Source organism: Streptococcus mitis (assembly GCF_946190285.1).
GTDB classification, from domain to species: Bacteria; Bacillota; Bacilli; order Lactobacillales; family Streptococcaceae; genus Streptococcus; species Streptococcus mitis_CP.
In genome coordinates this window covers 1-15,031 of the sequence record NZ_CAMHZX010000002.1, presented here as the reverse complement: position 1 = coordinate 15,031, position 15,031 = coordinate 1, and the positions used below count along the sequence as shown (strand labels likewise).

Sequence of the window (15,031 nt, the reverse complement as noted above, 5' to 3'; positions counted from 1 at the left end):
AAAAAATGAAACTAAATCGCGTAGTAGTAACAGGTTATGGAGTAACATCTCCAATCGGAAATACACCAGAAGAATTTTGGAATAGTTTGACAACTGGAAAAATCGGAATTGGTCCAATTACAAAATTTGATCATAGTGACTTTGATGTGCATAATGCAGCAGAAATTCAAGATTTTCCTTTTGATAAATACTTTGTAAAGAAAGATACCAACCGTTTTGACAACTATTCTTTGTATGCCTTGTATGCAGCCCAAGAGGCTTTCAACCACGCTAATCTGGATGTAGAGGCTCTTGACAAGGATCGTTTTGGTGTTATTGTTGCCTCTGGTATTGGTGGAATCAAAGAAATTGAAGATCAAGTACTTCGCTTAAATGACAAAGGTCCGAAACGTGTGAAACCATTGACCCTTCCTAAGGCCTTGCCAAATATGGCTTCAGGAAATGTTGCTATGCGTTTTGGAGCAAACGGTGTATGTAAATCCATCAACACTGCCTGCGCTTCATCAAATGACGCGATTGGGGATGCCTTCCGCTCAATTAAGTTCGGTTTCCAAGATGTTATGTTGGTAGGTGGTTCAGAAGCCTCTATCACACCTTTTGCTATCGCTGGTTTCCAAGCCCTAACTGCTCTATCAACTACAGAGGATCCAAGTCGTGCTTCTATCCCATTTGATAAGGACCGTAATGGTTTTGTCATGGGAGAAGGTTCAGGGATGTTGGTTCTTGAAAGCCTAGAACACGCCGAAAAACGTGGGGCAACGATCCTTGCTGAAGTGGTTGGTTACGGAAATACTTGTGATGCCTACCATATGACTTCACCACATCCAGAAGGTCAGGGAGCTATCAAGGCCATCAAACTAGCCTTGGAAGAAGCTGAGATTTCTCCAGAGCAAGTAGCCTATGTCAATGCACACGGAACGTCAACTCCTGCTAATGAAAAAGGAGAAAGTGGTGCGATCGTAGCTGTTCTTGGTAAGGAAGTACCTGTGTCATCAACCAAATCATTCACAGGCCATTTGCTGGGAGCTGCAGGTGCAGTAGAAGCTATCGTCACAATCGAAGCCATGCGTCATAACTTTGTACCAATGACAGCTGGAACAAGTGAAGTATCAGATTATATCGAAGCCAATGTCGTTTATGGACAAGGCTTGGAGCAAGAGATTCCATACGCTATTTCAAATACCTTTGGCTTTGGTGGCCACAATGCCGTTCTTGCTTTCAAACGTTGGGAGAATAAATAAGTATGAATTTAAACGATATTAAAGACTTGATGGCTCAATTTGACCAGTCAAGTTTGAGAGAATTTTCTTATAAAAACGGGACGGATGAGTTACAGTTTAGCAAAAATGAAGCTAGACTTGTGCCTGAAGTTGCAGCTCAAGTCGCTCCAGCGCCCGTTCTAGCAACACCAAGTCCAGTAGCTCCTACATCTGCTTCAACAGAAACTGTAGTGGAAGAAGTTCCTGTTTCAGCTGAAGCAAGTGTGGCTGCTGAGGGAGATCTTGTAGAGAGCCCACTTGTTGGGGTGGCTTACTTGGCTGCTGGACCAGATAAACCTGCCTTCGTCACAGTTGGTGATAGTGTCAAAAAAGGTCAAACATTGGTCATCATCGAAGCTATGAAAGTCATGAATGAAATTCCAGCACCTAAGGATGGTGTAGTAACGGAAATTCTCGTTTCTAATGAAGAAATGGTTGAATTTGGTAAAGGATTGGTACGTATCAAATGATTGATATTCAAGGAATCAAAGAAGCTCTACCCCACCGTTATCCCATGCTCCTAGTGGACCGTGTCTTGGAAGTGAGCGAGGATACTATTGTTGCTATCAAAAATGTGACCATCAACGAGCCCTTCTTTAATGGTCATTTCCCTCAATATCCAGTTATGCCAGGTGTTCTGATTATGGAAGCCTTGGCGCAAACTGCTGGTGTTTTGGAGTTGTCTAAGCCTGAAAATAAGGGAAAACTAGTCTTTTACGCTGGTATGGACAAGGTTAAGTTCAAGAAGCAAGTTGTACCAGGCGACCAATTGCTTATGACAGCGACTTTTGTAAAACGTCGTGGCACCATTGCCGTGGTTGAAGCCAAAGCTGAAGTGGATGGCAAGCTTGCAGCTAGTGGTACTCTTACCTTTGCAATTGGGAACTAAGGAGGTTCTCCATGTTTCGAAAAATTTTAATTGCCAATCGTGGTGAAATTGCGGTTCGTATTATCCGTGCGGCGCGTGAATTGGGGATTGCGACGGTAGCGGTCTATTCAACTGCTGATAAGGAAGCCCTTCATACGCTTTTGGCAGATGAGGCGGTTTGTATTGGCCCTGGTAAGGCAACTGAGTCTTATCTCAATATTAACGCGGTTCTATCAGCGGCAGTTTTGACTGAAGCAGAAGCTATTCACCCCGGTTTTGGATTTCTCAGTGAAAATTCCAAATTTGCAACCATGTGTGAAGAAGTGGGAATCAAGTTTATCGGTCCATCTGGTCATGTTATGGATATGATGGGGGATAAAATCAATGCACGTGCTCAGATGATCAAAGCAGGTGTGCCTGTTATTCCAGGTTCGGATGGAGAAGTGCATAACTCTGAGGAAGCTTTGATTGTTGCCGAAAAAATTGGCTACCCTGTTATGCTCAAGGCTTCAGCAGGTGGTGGTGGTAAAGGGATTCGTAAGGTTGAAAAACCAGAAGACCTCGTTTCAGCCTTTGAAACAGCCTCTAGTGAAGCCAAGGCTAATTATGGCAATGGTGCCATGTACATAGAACGAGTTATCTATCCAGCTCGTCACATTGAGGTTCAAATCCTAGGAGATGAACACGGAAATGTAATCCACTTGGGTGAACGTGACTGTTCTCTTCAGAGAAATAATCAAAAGGTATTAGAAGAGAGTCCATCTATTGCAATTGGAAAGACTCTTCGCCATGAAATTGGGGCGGCTGCTGTCCGCGCTGCAGACTCTGTTGGTTATGAGAATGCAGGAACCATTGAGTTTCTGCTTGATGAAGCCAGTGGCAATTTCTATTTCATGGAAATGAATACTCGTGTTCAGGTAGAACATCCTGTTACAGAGTTTGTTTCAGGTGTGGATATCGTTAAGGAACAAATTCGCATTGCAGCGGGTCAGCCTTTGTCTGTTAAGCAAGAAGATATTGTCCTACGTGGCCATGCTATAGAGTGTCGGATCAATGCAGAAAATCCAGCCTTCAACTTTGCTCCAAGTCCAGGTAAGATTACCAATCTCTATCTCCCAAGTGGAGGAGTCGGCTTGCGCGTGGATTCAGCAGTTTATCCAGGCTATACCATTCCGCCTTACTATGATAGTATGATTGCCAAAATCATCGTTCACGGCGAAAATCGTTTTGATGCCTTGATGAAAATGCAACGTGCCCTCTATGAATTAGAGATTGAAGGGGTGCAGACCAATGCAGATTTCCAGCTTGACCTCATTTCAGATCGCAATGTCATTGCTGGGGATTACGATACTTCCTTCTTGATGGAAACCTTCTTACCTAAATATCAAGAAAAAGAATAAAATGACTTCAAGAGTTTAAACCGAAAAGGGGAATCAATGGCTCTATTTAGTAAAAAAGATAAGTATATTCGAATAAATCCCAATCGTTCGGTTAGGGAAAAACCTCAAGCCAAGCCAGAGGTTCCAGATGAATTATTCTCCCAGTGTCCGGGTTGTAAGCATACCATCTATCAGAAGGATCTGGGAAGTGAACGTATCTGTCCACATTGTAGCTATACCTTTCGTATTTCTGCCCAAGAACGCTTGGCTTTGACGATTGATATGGGTACCTTCAAGGAATTGTTTACAGGGATTGAAAGTAAGGATCCCTTACATTTCCCTGGTTACCAAAAGAAACTAGCAACCATGCGTGAAAAAACAGGTCTGGATGAAGCCGTTGTGACAGGAACTGCTCTTATTAAAGGTCAAACTGTGGCTCTTGGGATTATGGATTCTAACTTTATCATGGCTTCTATGGGTACGGTTGTAGGTGAAAAAATCACTCGTTTGTTTGAGTATGCGACTGTCGAAAAATTGCCAGTTGTTCTCTTCACAGCCTCTGGTGGCGCCCGTATGCAGGAAGGGATCATGAGTCTCATGCAGATGGCCAAGATTTCTGCAGCAGTTAAACGTCATTCAAATGCAGGCCTCTTTTACCTAACCATTTTGACAGATCCAACGACTGGTGGTGTGACAGCTTCTTTCGCTATGGAAGGGGATATCATTCTGGCTGAACCACAGAGTTTGGTTGGTTTTGCTGGGCGTCGTGTCATTGAAAATACGGTTCGTGAAAGCTTGCCTGAGGATTTCCAAAAGGCAGAATTTCTATTGGAGCATGGCTTTGTGGATGCTATCGTTAAAAGAAGAGACTTGCCAGATACCATTGCTAGCCTAGTTAGATTGCATGGAGGGAGTCCTAGATGAATATTGCAAAAATAGTCAGAGAAGCGCGTGAGCAGAGTCGCTTGACAACCTTGGACTTTGCGACAGGCATTTTTGATGAATTTATCCAATTACATGGTGACCGTTCTTTCCGAGATGATGGTGCAGTTGTTGGTGGTATCGGCTGGCTTGGAGACCAAGCTGTAACAGTGGTTGGTATCCAAAAAGGAAAGAGTTTACAAGATAACCTCAAACGGAATTTTGGACAACCGCATCCAGAAGGTTACCGCAAGTCCCTACGGTTGATGAAACAGGCTGAAAAGTTTGGCCGTCCCGTTGTGACCTTTATCAATACTGCAGGTGCCTATCCTGGTGTGGGAGCGGAAGAACGTGGTCAAGGGGAAGCTATCGCTCGCAATCTCATGGAAATGAGTGATCTAAAAGTTCCTATTATCGCCATTATTATCGGTGAAGGTGGTTCAGGTGGTGCTCTGGCTCTAGCAGTCGCAGACCGTGTCTGGATGCTGGAAAATTCTATCTATGCCATTCTCAGCCCAGAAGGCTTTGCTTCCATTCTATGGAAGGATGGCAGTCGTGCCATGGAAGCAGCAGAACTGATGAAAATCACTTCGCATGAGCTGTTAGAAATGGACGTGGTGGATAAGGTGATTTCTGAAGCAGGACTTTCGAGCAAAGAACTGATTAAGAATGTTAAAAAAGAACTCCAAACGGAGCTATCCCTACTTTCACAAAAATCGTTAGAAGAGTTGTTGGAAGAACGTTACCAACGATTTAGAAAATACTAATTCTTTAGAATATGCAAAAAACTAGAACTGGCAGTTAGTTCTAGTTTTTATGTGGTTCTCTGTATCGAGGACACAATAAAAGGTGCTTGGGAAGACCAAACACCTTTTCGATTATTCATTTTCTTCAGTTACAAATTGACTGAGCAGTCCGTTGATAAAGCGGGCTGATTTTTGATCTGAAAAATTCTTGGCAAGTTCAATGGCTTCATTGACGGCTACTAGCTGAGGTGTATCAAATGATGTGATTTCAAAGATACCTAAGCGTAGTAAGTTTTTTTCGACCAAGGTCAAGCGTTCAACTGTCCAGCCTGATTTAAGGTGCTGGTTGATTTGTTTATCCAACTCGTCTTTTTGAGCTTGAACACCAGAAACTAAGTTCAGAAGAAAGGCAGGGATTTGCACATCTTCATCTTCACGGTCATGTGTGTAGGCAAAACGACAAGCTGTTTCCATATCTGTGTCAAATTCAAGGCTCATGAGAGCTTGAAAAGCGCATTTACGAAGTTCGCGTCTAGATTCTAATAATGGACTAGTCATTGAGGAAGTCCTCGTTAAATAGATCTTTCAACTCAGGTTTTGGTGTCTTATCTGGAACGATTCCTGCAACATGGATGTTGACAGCAGCAAGTTCCACATCAGCCATATCACGGACAGCATCTTTTACTGCTTTTTGAATAGCAAGAGCAACTTTTGGTACTTTCACACCGTACTCAAGGTAGAGATAGATGTCAGCAGTTAGTTCTTCGTTGCTTTCTTTTAAGTAGACGCCACGACCAAGAGAGAGTTTTGATAGGGTATCAGATACGGATTTATTTGAAAATGAATGGACACCATCAACTTTAGCAGTTGCGATGGCAATGATTTTTTCAAGTACACGTGGAGCGATAACGATTTCGCCAAATTGTTCTTCAGTTCCCATAGAATGACCTCTTTCTAGAGATTAGGCACGAGAAACGTAAGTTCCTTCTGCAGTGTTGATGATCAATTTTTGTCCAGCTTCGATGAAGTCAGGAACGTTGACAACAAGTCCAGTTTCCATAGTTGCTGGTTTACCAGAACCTGTAACAGTAGCACCTTTGATAGATGGTTGTGTTTCAGCAACTGTCAATTCAACAGTAGTTGGTACAGTTACACCGATTACTTCAGTTCCGTAGAATTGGATTTTCACATCAGAGTTTTCAAGGATGTAAAGCAATTCATTTTCAACGTTTACGACTGGGATTTCGTATTGGTCGTAAGTTTCAGTGTTCATGAAGTAGGCAGTTTCATCCATTTTGTACAAGTATTGAGCTGGAACAGTTTCGATAATAGCTTGTTCGAATTTTTCTTCTGGACGGTAGCTTGTGTCAAATGTAGAACCAGTACGGACATCACGCAATTTCATACGCATGATTGTGTTCCCTTTACCTGGTTTGTGGTGGCTAGCTTCCAAAACGCGGATCAATTTTCCGTCTGCAGTTTCAAATGTCATACCAGCTTTCAATTTGCTTGCTTCAATCATGTTTTTACCTCTTTAATAAATATTATTACTCTTCATTTTACCATAAAATGTTCTGGAAATAAAGCCAAAATAGTTATTGGGAGATGGTTGGGGAGAAAAGAATATTGCCTAGTCAGGTGGCGTGCTTGATGTGAAAGAGCATCCACCACGTTTTTTATTATATTCAAAAGGCCGAAGTGACCTTACTTCGACCTGATTGTATTGTCTTAAAAAGATTGATTTTTTATTCTGGTTCTACCAAAATCTTGATTTGTGACTTGTCTTGAGTTAATTCGATAAAGCCTTCTTCCACGATATTTTCCAATTTAATTTTCTTAGTAACCAATTTTTCAGCAGAGAAGTAGCCTTGTTCCATCAAATCTAATACTTTAGGGAAGATGTGACGATAAGCTATGATTCCTTTTAGTGTCTTTTCTTGGATAGCAAATTCATTTGGATTGATATTAGCTTCTCGTTCCCAGATAGAGACAACCATACACTCACCTGCCTTATGTACAGCAGCTAGAGCCTGTCCCAAAACTACTGGTACACCAGTTACTTCATAAGAAACGTCTGCACCACCATTTGTCAAACGGTGTACAGCTTCAACAACGGTTTCTCCATCCTGTGGACGTACAACGATAGCTCCTAATTCCTCTGCTTTGGCTTGGCGTTCTGGTGATAATTCAACGGCATAAATCTTAGAAGCACCAGCTGCACGAAGAGCTTCTACAATTAACAGACCAATTGGGCCTAAACCAAAGACAACAGCTGTATCGCCAGCTTTCAAAGACGATTGACGAACAGCATAGACTGCAACAGCAGCGGGCTCAGTGAGAGCAGCTTGCTCATAGCTCAAGCTATCTGGAATGACATGTACTAAGTCGCCATCTAAAACACAATATTTGGCAAATCCACCGTCTGCAGCCAAACCAACAAAGTTAAGGTTTGGATCCAAGTTATAATCACCAACTAAGTTATTCTTAGCTAGAATTGGTTCTACAGCAACACGATCACCAACTTTCACACGAGTAACATCACTTCCAACTTCTACGATTTCACCAGAAAATTCATGTCCTAGTGTTACCGGTGCTTTTTGACCAGAATAGACGTGCTCATCTGTTGGGATAAAGATAGGGCCATCTAAAAATTCGTGGAGGTCGGTACCACAAATTCCTGTGAACTTAACTGCAACTTTTACTTGGTGCGGAAGTACTTCAGGAACTTCTACTTCTTGAATACGAACATCTTTCGCTGCATGCCAGCGAGCAGCTTTCATTGTAGCCATATGAATAACTCCTTATTGTTGCGATTTTTAGTTTTCTTTTTTGGAAACTTTACATGTAATATCGTAAACGCTTTCTATTTATTTGTCAAGAAAAAACCAACCTCAGGGCTGGTTTTTTTACATATTAATCTTCTTTCAACTTTGCCAATTCCTGTGCAAGGAGTTTAAGGGCGACTTGTGGGTTGGCTTGGCCTCTTGTTTAGCAAGTTTGTTAAAGAGTTCTTGATTGGCATTGAGGCTATTGAAAAGGTAGATTTCTTGATTTGAATGATTATTAAACTATTTTATAACCTTTAAAAATCATCTAAGATATACTTGTCGTTATTTACTAGCAGTTATCTTCTTTATGGAATGATGTTCAATGAGCCACCCTACAATCCACCCCGTCGCTAGCAAGTAATTTTCGAAAGCGCCGATAGCATTCACAGGAGAATGATACTCCATAAAATTGACTAAGTGATTTGTTCCTATTCCAATCCCACCGATGATGAGAGCGAGAAGCACGATTCGTAGATAGAACCAATCGTACTTAATATTGACACCGAGAATAAGAATCAATACAGCTAGGTTCCATATTCCAATTTCTCGTTGCCAACCAGCAGAGATTCCGTATCCGGAGTGGCTTCCCATGTATGATGGAAAGAAAATTTGTAGTATAGAAGCGCCTAACATAGCGATGATGACTAAGATAAATAGAAATCGTAAAAATTTGTTCATTTTTTCTTCTTTCTAAATTAGAAAAAGGTATATAAAAAGTCTATTATTCATCTTCTTTCAACTTCGCCAATTCCTGTGCAAGTAGTTTAAGGGCGACTTGTGGGTTGGCTTGACCTTTGGTTGCCTTCATAAGGAATCCTGTGAAGGCCTTGTCTGCGTTGCGTTTACCTGACTTGAAGTCGGCAACGGCTGCTTCATTATCCGCAAAGACTTGGTGGATAATTGGAATCAAGACAGCTGGATCTGAGATTTGAACCATACCTGCTTTTTCCACGTATTCACGCGCGCCACCACCATTTTTAGCTAGGTGGACAAAGACTTTCTTGGCAATCTTAGACGAGATCGTGCCGTCTTCGATGATGGCAATCATTTCTACCAAGTTTTCTGGTGTCAATTCGATTTGTTCCAGTGTTTTACCTTCAGCATTCAAGAACTGAGCGACTTCACCTTGGAGCCAGTTAGAGACTTGTTTAGCATCGCCACCTAGGGCAACAGCTTTTTCAAAGAAGTCAGAAGTGACCTTATTTGCAGTCAACTGGCTAGCATCGTAGTCTGACAAGCCAAGGTCAGATACGTAGCGCGCACGGCGTTCTTTCGGAAACTCTGGCAACTCTTTGCGCATTTCCTCGATCCACTCGTCTGAGATTTCAAAGAGAGGTAGGTCTGGTTCTGGGAAGTAGCGATAGTCTGCAGCACCTTCCTTGACACGCATGAGAATGGTTGCTTTATTAGCTTCATCATAACGGCGTGTTTCTTGGCGGATTTGACCACCTGATCGAAGGATTTCAGCTTGACGTTGAACTTCGTATTCAAGACCCTTACGGACATTTGAGAAGGAATTGAGGTTCTTCAACTCTGTCTTGGTACCGAATTTTTCTTGACCATAAGGACGAAGAGAGATGTTGGCATCCACACGCATCGAACCTTCTTCCATCTTAACGTCAGAAATACCAGCGTACTGGATGACTTCCTTGAGAGCAGTCAGATAAGCATAGGCTTCTTCTGGCGAGCGCATGTCAGCTTCAGATACAATCTCAATCAATGGCACTCCTTGGCGGTTGAGGTCAACATAAGAGTAGCCATCTGTACCGTGGGTGTTTTTACCAGCATCTTCTTCCAAGTGAGCGCGTTCGATACCGATTTTCTTAGTTGTACCATCTTCTAGCTCGACTTCAATCCAACCATTATAACCGATCGGCTCATCAAACTGAGAAATTTGGTAGGCCTTTGGATTATCAGGGTAGAAGTAGTTCTTGCGGTCAAAGTGCATCTTTTTGTGGATGTCCATGTTGAGGGCAAGAGCAGCCTTGATTCCGGCATCGACAACCCCTTTATTGAGAACTGGCAGAACTCCTGGGAAGGACCAGTCAATCACGTTAGTGTTGGCATTTTGGTCATTTCCAAAGTGGGCAGAAGTAGGTGAGAAGATTTTTGAATTGGTGTTGAGCTCTACGTGGACTTCAAGTCCAATGACTGTTTCAAAGTTCATTAGTTATCACCTCCAAAAATCACGGGTTGTTGTTTGTGGTAGTCTGTTGTCGCCTCAAAAGCAGCAGCAGCTTGGTAAATAGTTTCCTCAGAGTACTTAGGGCCGATCAATTGCAGACCGACAGGTAGACCTTGAGAGAATCCAGCTGGAATCGAAATCCCTGGGAGACCTGCTAAGTTGACAGGGATAGTCAAAAGGTCAGCCAAGTACATGGCAACTGGGTCATGGTTGAGTGAGTCCAAGTCATAGGCAACGCTTGGAGCAGTTGGTCCCAAAATCAAGTCATAATTTGCGAAGACTTTTTCGAAATCTTGAATGATGAGGGTACGAACCTGTCCAGCTTTCTTGTAGTAGGCGTCGTAGTAACCTGATGAAAGACTGAATGTACCAAGCATGATACGACGTTTTACTTCTTCACCGAAACCTTGGCTACGGCTGTTTACATAGATTTCATCAAGATTAGTCGCATCTTCTGCGCGGTAGCCGTAACGGATACCATCAAAACGTTGCAAGTTTGATGAAGCTTCTGATGAAGCGATGATGTAGTATACGGCAACTCCGTATTTAGAGTGAGGCAGGCTGACTTCTTCGACGACAGCACCCAATTTTTCAAAGTGTTTGGCAGCATTCAGAATGGTTTCCTTAACCTCTGGGTCAATTCCTTCACCGAGGTATTCCTTAGGCAAAGCAATTTTCATGCCCTTGATGTCTTGACCGATTTTTGAAGTAAAGTCGGCGATTCGGACAGGAGCAGAAGTAGAGTCTTTAGCGTCTTCGCTGGCAATAGCGTTGAGCAAGAGGGCATTTTCCTTAACAGTAGGAGCAAAAGGTCCAATCTGGTCTAATGAGCTACCAAAGGCAATGAGACCGAAACGTGAAACTGTTCCGTAGGTTGGTTTGAGACCAACAATCCCGTTGAAGGCAGCTGGTTGGCGGATAGAACCACCAGTATCAGAACCAAGTGATAAGCGGACTTGTCCAGAAGCTACAGCTGCGGCCGAACCACTTGATGATCCACCAGGAACCTTGCTGTGATCCCAAGCATTTTTAGTGGCACCGTAGTGTGAAGTCTCACCTGAACCACCCATGGCAAATTCGTCCATGTTGGTCTTTCCGACGACAATCATGCCTTTCGCTTTTGCATTGGCAACGGCTGTTGCATCAAAGATAGGCTCATAGTTGTAGAGCATTTTTGAGGCAGCAGTTGTGAGAATACCGTCTGTAGAGATGTTATCCTTGACAGCCAACGGAATTCCTGAAAGGACATTGTCAGCATCTATTCCAACTTCATCAATGGCTTTAGCTTGAGCAAGAGCTTGGTCTTCAGAGATGGTAACAAAAGCGTTAATAGCTGTCTCTCGAGACTTGATATCTTCAAGCGTTGCTTGGGTTAATTCAGTTGCAGAAATTTCCTTAGAAACAAGGAGATTGTGCAAGTCTTCAATGGTTTTATTGTTGAAAGTCATTAGGCATCTCCTCCATCGTCTAGGATAGCTGGTACCTTGATATAGTAGTTGTCTTTTTCAGGTACGTTTTTAAACAAGCGATCGCGGTCTGTTCCTTCTTCGGCCACATCCGGGCGGAGTACAGTCTTGCGGTCAGCCATGGTCGTAGTAGGTGCGACACCAGTTGTGTCAACTTCGCCCAGCAATTCAACCATGTCAACAATCTTAGACAAGGTCGTCGCAAAGGCAGCAGTTTCTTCTTCAGAGAATCTTAATTTTGAAAGATTGGCAACGTGTGTTACCTCTTCTTGCGTAATTTTCATCTTGCATCCTTTCGTGAAATGATGATTTTTAGTCTGTTCTATTTTACCATATTTTCCTATAAATAAGGGAGGGAAAGATGAAAAAAGACATCTGGCAAGTCGAGAAAGAGTTTTTTAAAATAGACAAAAAAATAGCCGTCCTAACTTTGGCGAGTTAACGAGCTATTTTTTAGTTATGTAATTACAGCCACCGTCTTAAACGGCTCTGTGGGGTGTTGTTGTCGCAACACCTTTTTCTATATTTATTGTAACATTTATTTGAAAAATTGCAAAGGGAATTAGGCTCCCTAGTATTTGGATAAGTTGGGTAGAAAATGAGTAGCAGGCATTAAAATTGCTTGCCAGTTTTGTCTATTGTGCATTAGCAAACTAAGATTCTTTGGTTTTAATATGCACTTTTTTGGTATTCATTCCATAAAGCCTGAAGTTCATTTGCGTTTTCTAAAACATATTGTCTGATTATTTTTAGGTCTTTTGCCTTTAATTTACCATCTCTCAGTTCACCGTTCAGAAACATTGAGCCGACCTCTTCTCCGTGGATATAAATGTGAATATGTGCTTTTTGACCTTTATGGTTATGTTCGTTAGGACGAATTTCAATACCATACTTTTATACTCAATAAAAATCAAAGAGCAAACTAGAAAGCTAGGCACAGGCAGTACTTGAGTACGACAAGCCGACGCTGACGTGGTTTGAATTTGATTTTTGAAGAGTATTAGGAAAGAATATTTAGGCATGTAGTAGTCCCGCGTAGTCCTTCCATGTTTCAAGGTAGTTATCGCGATTTAACTCAATTTGCTTTTGAGCAAAACGAATGTCATAGTCTGCCAAGTCCAAATTTTCCAATACTTCTCCAGTTAGAATACTAAAGGTTCCAATTAATTCATCGTCATCATACATGCGTAAAATAGGGTTGCTTGGATTCTTGTAAATATCATCTTTTGTCACTTCTAAATTGGTTACACCAAATTCTTTGAACATGATTACATCTCCTTTTTGTTTTATTATATCATTTTTGCTAGAATTGTCACGGTTTTCGATCTATTTGACTACAAGGAATAGCTTTTGTTCAAGTATAGTCTAACATAAAATAGAAATTGAAAAAAATGCTAAAATCCGATATAATGGAATGTTGAAAGGAATGGTAAAATCCAATGTAGAAATCATTCTTAGTTATTGAAACAAGAAAAATAGAGAATCAAAGAAAGAGAACTTATGAATATTCAAGAAGAAATTAAGAAACGTCGTACCTTTGCCATCATTTCCCACCCGGACGCGGGGAAAACAACCATCACTGAGCAGTTGCTCTATTTTGGGGGCGAGATTCGTGAGGCTGGTACTGTAAAAGGGAAGAAAACAGGAACTTTTGCCAAGTCCGACTGGATGGATATCGAGAAGCAACGTGGGATTTCGGTTACTTCATCTGTTATGCAATTTGACTACGACGGCAAACGAGTCAATATCCTAGATACCCCAGGGCACGAGGACTTCTCAGAAGATACCTATCGTACCTTGATGGCGGTAGATGCTGCGGTCATGGTTGTGGACTCTGCCAAGGGTATTGAGGCCCAAACCAAGAAATTGTTTGAGGTTGTGAAACACCGTGGTATTCCAGTCTTTACCTTTATGAACAAGCTTGACCGGGACGGTCGTGAACCACTGGACCTCTTGCAAGAATTGGAAGAAGTCTTGGGTATTGCGAGTTACCCGATGAACTGGCCTATCGGGATGGGGAAAGCCTTTGAGGGGCTCTATGACCTTTATAACCAACGCTTGGAGCTTTATAAAGGGGATGAGCGTTTTGCCAGTTTAGAAGATGGGGACAAGCTTTTTGGTAGCAATCCTTTCTACGAGCAAGTCAAGGATGATATTGAGCTTTTAAATGAAGCTGGGAATGAGTTTTCAGAGGAAGCTATTCTGGCTGGAGAATTAACACCTGTTTTCTTCGGTTCAGCTTTGACAAACTTTGGTGTGCAGACCTTCCTTGAGACATTCCTTAAGTTTGCTCCAGAACCACATGGGCACAAGAAAACAGATGGAGAAATTGTGGATCCTTATGACAAGGATTTCTCAGGATTTGTCTTTAAAATCCAAGCCAATATGGATCCTCGTCACCGTGACCGTATCGCCTTTGTACGTATCGTATCGGGTGAATTTGAACGTGGCATGAGTGTCAATCTGCCTCGTACTGGTAAGGGTGCTAAACTTTCGAATGTCACTCAGTTTATGGCGGAAAGTCGTGAGAATGTGACCAATGCTGTTGCAGGAGATATCATCGGGGTTTATGATACCGGCACTTATCAAGTTGGGGATACTTTGACAGTTGGGAAAAACAAATTTGAATTTGAACCACTGCCAACCTTCACTCCTGAAATTTTTATGAAAGTTTCTGCTAAGAATGTCATGAAGCAGAAATCCTTCCACAAGGGGATTGAGCAACTGGTGCAAGAAGGTGCTATTCAGCTTTATAAGAATTACCAAACAGGCGAGTACATGCTGGGAGCTGTTGGTCAACTCCAGTTTGAAGTCTTTAAACACCGCATGGAAGGCGAGTACAATGCGGAAGTAGTCATGAGCCCAATGGGTAAAAAGACCGTTCGTTGGATCAAGCCTGAGAACTTGGATGAACGAATGTCATCAAGTCGAAATATCTTGGCTAAAGACCGTTTTGACCAACCAGTCTTCCTCTTTGAAAATGACTTTGCCCTCCGCTGGTTTGCGGATAAGTATCCAGACGTAGAGTTGGAAGAGAAGATGTAACTCAGTACCAACAATTGGAACTAAAGTTCCTAATTGTTGGACGCTAGTCGCTATTTGGCGAACTAGCTAACTGCCTCACTAACTACGTTTGGCAAATAGAATCGATTTGCCAAACTCCGTGTCGTAGTATAACAATCGGCTTACCTAAACGCTTCACTAGTAAAAGTCCGCGAATGATATTGATTCGTGGATTTTTCCGTCGTAATGGTAAGGAAGCGAACTAGCTAACTGCCTTACTAACTACGTTTGGCAAATGAAATCGATTTGCCAAACTCCGTGTCGTAGTATAACAATCGGCTTACCTAAACGCTTCACTAGTAAAAGTCCGCGAATG

The 15,031-nt window shown here is 42.2% G+C and carries 17 protein-coding genes; 7 read left to right on the top strand and 10 right to left on the bottom strand.

Annotated features, from left to right (window positions below):
* Positions 1–5 precede the first annotated feature (5 nt).
* The 6 genes from fabF to N8L39_RS03670 are packed head-to-tail and all read left to right on the top strand — an operon-like array spanning position 6 to position 5,194.
* Entirely contained in the window at positions 6–1,241 is a 1,236-nt protein-coding gene (fabF, locus tag N8L39_RS03695) for a beta-ketoacyl-ACP synthase II (protein ID WP_261010280.1), read from the top strand.
* Between the two features lie 2 nt (positions 1,242–1,243).
* On the top strand, positions 1,244–1,729 hold the full coding sequence (gene accB, locus N8L39_RS03690) for an acetyl-CoA carboxylase biotin carboxyl carrier protein (protein WP_261010281.1): 486 nt from the start codon (positions 1,244–1,246) through the stop codon (positions 1,727–1,729).
* Positions 1,726–2,148: a 3-hydroxyacyl-ACP dehydratase FabZ gene (gene fabZ / locus N8L39_RS03685; RefSeq protein ID WP_000565509.1), complete on the top strand. Its 423-nt coding sequence runs from the start codon at positions 1,726–1,728 to the stop codon at positions 2,146–2,148. The genes accB and fabZ overlap by 4 nt, the downstream gene beginning before the upstream one ends.
* An 11-nt stretch (positions 2,149–2,159) precedes the next feature.
* The gene (accC, locus tag N8L39_RS03680; protein WP_261010282.1) at positions 2,160–3,527 is read left to right on the top strand and encodes an acetyl-CoA carboxylase biotin carboxylase subunit; all 1,368 of its coding nucleotides are present in this window, start codon (positions 2,160–2,162) and stop codon (positions 3,525–3,527) included.
* A 36-nt stretch (positions 3,528–3,563) separates the two neighbouring features.
* Positions 3,564–4,430, top strand: coding sequence for an acetyl-CoA carboxylase, carboxyltransferase subunit beta (gene accD / locus N8L39_RS03675; RefSeq protein ID WP_020902990.1), 867 nt, complete (start codon positions 3,564–3,566; stop codon positions 4,428–4,430).
* Positions 4,427–5,194 carry an acetyl-CoA carboxylase carboxyl transferase subunit alpha gene (locus tag N8L39_RS03670; RefSeq protein WP_261010283.1) on the top strand — a complete coding sequence of 256 codons (768 nt, stop codon included), beginning with the start codon at positions 4,427–4,429 and terminating at the stop codon, positions 5,192–5,194. The genes accD and N8L39_RS03670 overlap by 4 nt, the downstream gene beginning before the upstream one ends.
* Positions 5,195–5,305: 111 nt before the next feature.
* On the opposite strand, the gene nusB is transcribed toward N8L39_RS03670, so the two are convergent.
* The 10 genes from nusB to N8L39_RS03620 all read right to left on the bottom strand — a co-directional run bounded on the left by nusB (position 5,306) and on the right by N8L39_RS03620 (position 12,918).
* The gene (gene nusB, locus N8L39_RS03665; RefSeq protein WP_084889753.1) at positions 5,306–5,731 is read right to left on the bottom strand and encodes a transcription antitermination factor NusB; all 426 of its coding nucleotides are present in this window, start codon (positions 5,729–5,731) and stop codon (positions 5,306–5,308) included.
* Positions 5,724–6,113, bottom strand: a complete 390-nt coding sequence (locus N8L39_RS03660; protein WP_070528853.1) for an Asp23/Gls24 family envelope stress response protein — start codon at positions 6,111–6,113, stop codon at positions 5,724–5,726. The genes nusB and N8L39_RS03660 overlap by 8 nt, the downstream gene beginning before the upstream one ends.
* Positions 6,114–6,134: 21 nt before the next feature.
* On the bottom strand, positions 6,135–6,695 hold the full coding sequence (efp, locus tag N8L39_RS03655; protein ID WP_000568643.1) for an elongation factor P: 561 nt from the start codon (positions 6,693–6,695) through the stop codon (positions 6,135–6,137).
* A 223-nt stretch (positions 6,696–6,918) separates the two neighbouring features.
* Positions 6,919–7,962 (bottom strand): 2,3-butanediol dehydrogenase, encoded by a 1,044-nt coding sequence (locus N8L39_RS03650; protein WP_261010284.1) that lies wholly within the window; start codon positions 7,960–7,962, stop codon positions 6,919–6,921.
* 321 nt (positions 7,963–8,283) lie between these two features.
* Positions 8,284–8,679, bottom strand: coding sequence for a hypothetical protein (locus N8L39_RS03645; protein WP_261010285.1), 396 nt, complete (start codon positions 8,677–8,679; stop codon positions 8,284–8,286).
* A 43-nt stretch (positions 8,680–8,722) separates the two neighbouring features.
* Complete coding sequence (gene gatB / locus N8L39_RS03640) at positions 8,723–10,168, bottom strand: Asp-tRNA(Asn)/Glu-tRNA(Gln) amidotransferase subunit GatB (protein ID WP_261010286.1); 1,446 nt, start codon at positions 10,166–10,168, stop codon at positions 8,723–8,725.
* Entirely contained in the window at positions 10,168–11,634 is a 1,467-nt protein-coding gene (gene gatA, locus N8L39_RS03635; protein WP_261010287.1) for an Asp-tRNA(Asn)/Glu-tRNA(Gln) amidotransferase subunit GatA, read from the bottom strand. The genes gatB and gatA overlap by 1 nt, the downstream gene beginning before the upstream one ends.
* Positions 11,634–11,936, bottom strand: a complete 303-nt coding sequence (gatC, locus tag N8L39_RS03630; protein ID WP_000705419.1) for an Asp-tRNA(Asn)/Glu-tRNA(Gln) amidotransferase subunit GatC — start codon at positions 11,934–11,936, stop codon at positions 11,634–11,636. The genes gatA and gatC overlap by 1 nt, the downstream gene beginning before the upstream one ends.
* 385 nt (positions 11,937–12,321) lie before the next feature.
* Positions 12,322–12,537 carry a DUF4160 domain-containing protein gene (locus N8L39_RS03625; protein WP_261010293.1) on the bottom strand — a complete coding sequence of 72 codons (216 nt, stop codon included), beginning with the start codon at positions 12,535–12,537 and terminating at the stop codon, positions 12,322–12,324.
* 129 nt (positions 12,538–12,666) lie between these two features.
* Positions 12,667–12,918, bottom strand: coding sequence for a hypothetical protein (locus N8L39_RS03620; RefSeq protein ID WP_049522349.1), 252 nt, complete (start codon positions 12,916–12,918; stop codon positions 12,667–12,669).
* 234 nt (positions 12,919–13,152) lie between these two features.
* Here N8L39_RS03620 and N8L39_RS03615 point away from each other — a divergent pair, with 234 nt between their 5' ends.
* On the top strand, positions 13,153–14,697 hold the full coding sequence (locus tag N8L39_RS03615; RefSeq protein ID WP_261010288.1) for a peptide chain release factor 3: 1,545 nt from the start codon (positions 13,153–13,155) through the stop codon (positions 14,695–14,697).
* Positions 14,698–15,031: the final 334 nt, after the last annotated feature.

Coding starts and splice junctions, on each gene's coding strand:
- fabF (WP_261010280.1), top strand. CDS start 6: ATGAAACTAAATCGCGTAGTAGTAACAGGTTATGGAGTAACATCTCCA.
- accB (WP_261010281.1), top strand. CDS start 1,244: ATGAATTTAAACGATATTAAAGACTTGATGGCTCAATTTGACCAGTCA.
- fabZ (WP_000565509.1), top strand. CDS start 1,726: ATGATTGATATTCAAGGAATCAAAGAAGCTCTACCCCACCGTTATCCC.
- accC (WP_261010282.1), top strand. CDS start 2,160: ATGTTTCGAAAAATTTTAATTGCCAATCGTGGTGAAATTGCGGTTCGT.
- accD (WP_020902990.1), top strand. CDS start 3,564: ATGGCTCTATTTAGTAAAAAAGATAAGTATATTCGAATAAATCCCAAT.
- N8L39_RS03670 (WP_261010283.1), top strand. CDS start 4,427: ATGAATATTGCAAAAATAGTCAGAGAAGCGCGTGAGCAGAGTCGCTTG.
- nusB (WP_084889753.1), bottom strand. CDS start 5,731: ATGACTAGTCCATTATTAGAATCTAGACGCGAACTTCGTAAATGCGCT.
- N8L39_RS03660 (WP_070528853.1), bottom strand. CDS start 6,113: ATGGGAACTGAAGAACAATTTGGCGAAATCGTTATCGCTCCACGTGTA.
- efp (WP_000568643.1), bottom strand. CDS start 6,695: ATGATTGAAGCAAGCAAATTGAAAGCTGGTATGACATTTGAAACTGCA.
- N8L39_RS03650 (WP_261010284.1), bottom strand. CDS start 7,962: ATGGCTACAATGAAAGCTGCTCGCTGGCATGCAGCGAAAGATGTTCGT.
- N8L39_RS03645 (WP_261010285.1), bottom strand. CDS start 8,679: ATGAACAAATTTTTACGATTTCTATTTATCTTAGTCATCATCGCTATG.
- gatB (WP_261010286.1), bottom strand. CDS start 10,168: ATGAACTTTGAAACAGTCATTGGACTTGAAGTCCACGTAGAGCTCAAC.
- gatA (WP_261010287.1), bottom strand. CDS start 11,634: ATGACTTTCAACAATAAAACCATTGAAGACTTGCACAATCTCCTTGTT.
- gatC (WP_000705419.1), bottom strand. CDS start 11,936: ATGAAAATTACGCAAGAAGAGGTAACACACGTTGCCAATCTTTCAAAA.
- N8L39_RS03620 (WP_049522349.1), bottom strand. CDS start 12,918: ATGTTCAAAGAATTTGGTGTAACCAATTTAGAAGTGACAAAAGATGAT.
- N8L39_RS03615 (WP_261010288.1), top strand. CDS start 13,153: ATGAATATTCAAGAAGAAATTAAGAAACGTCGTACCTTTGCCATCATT.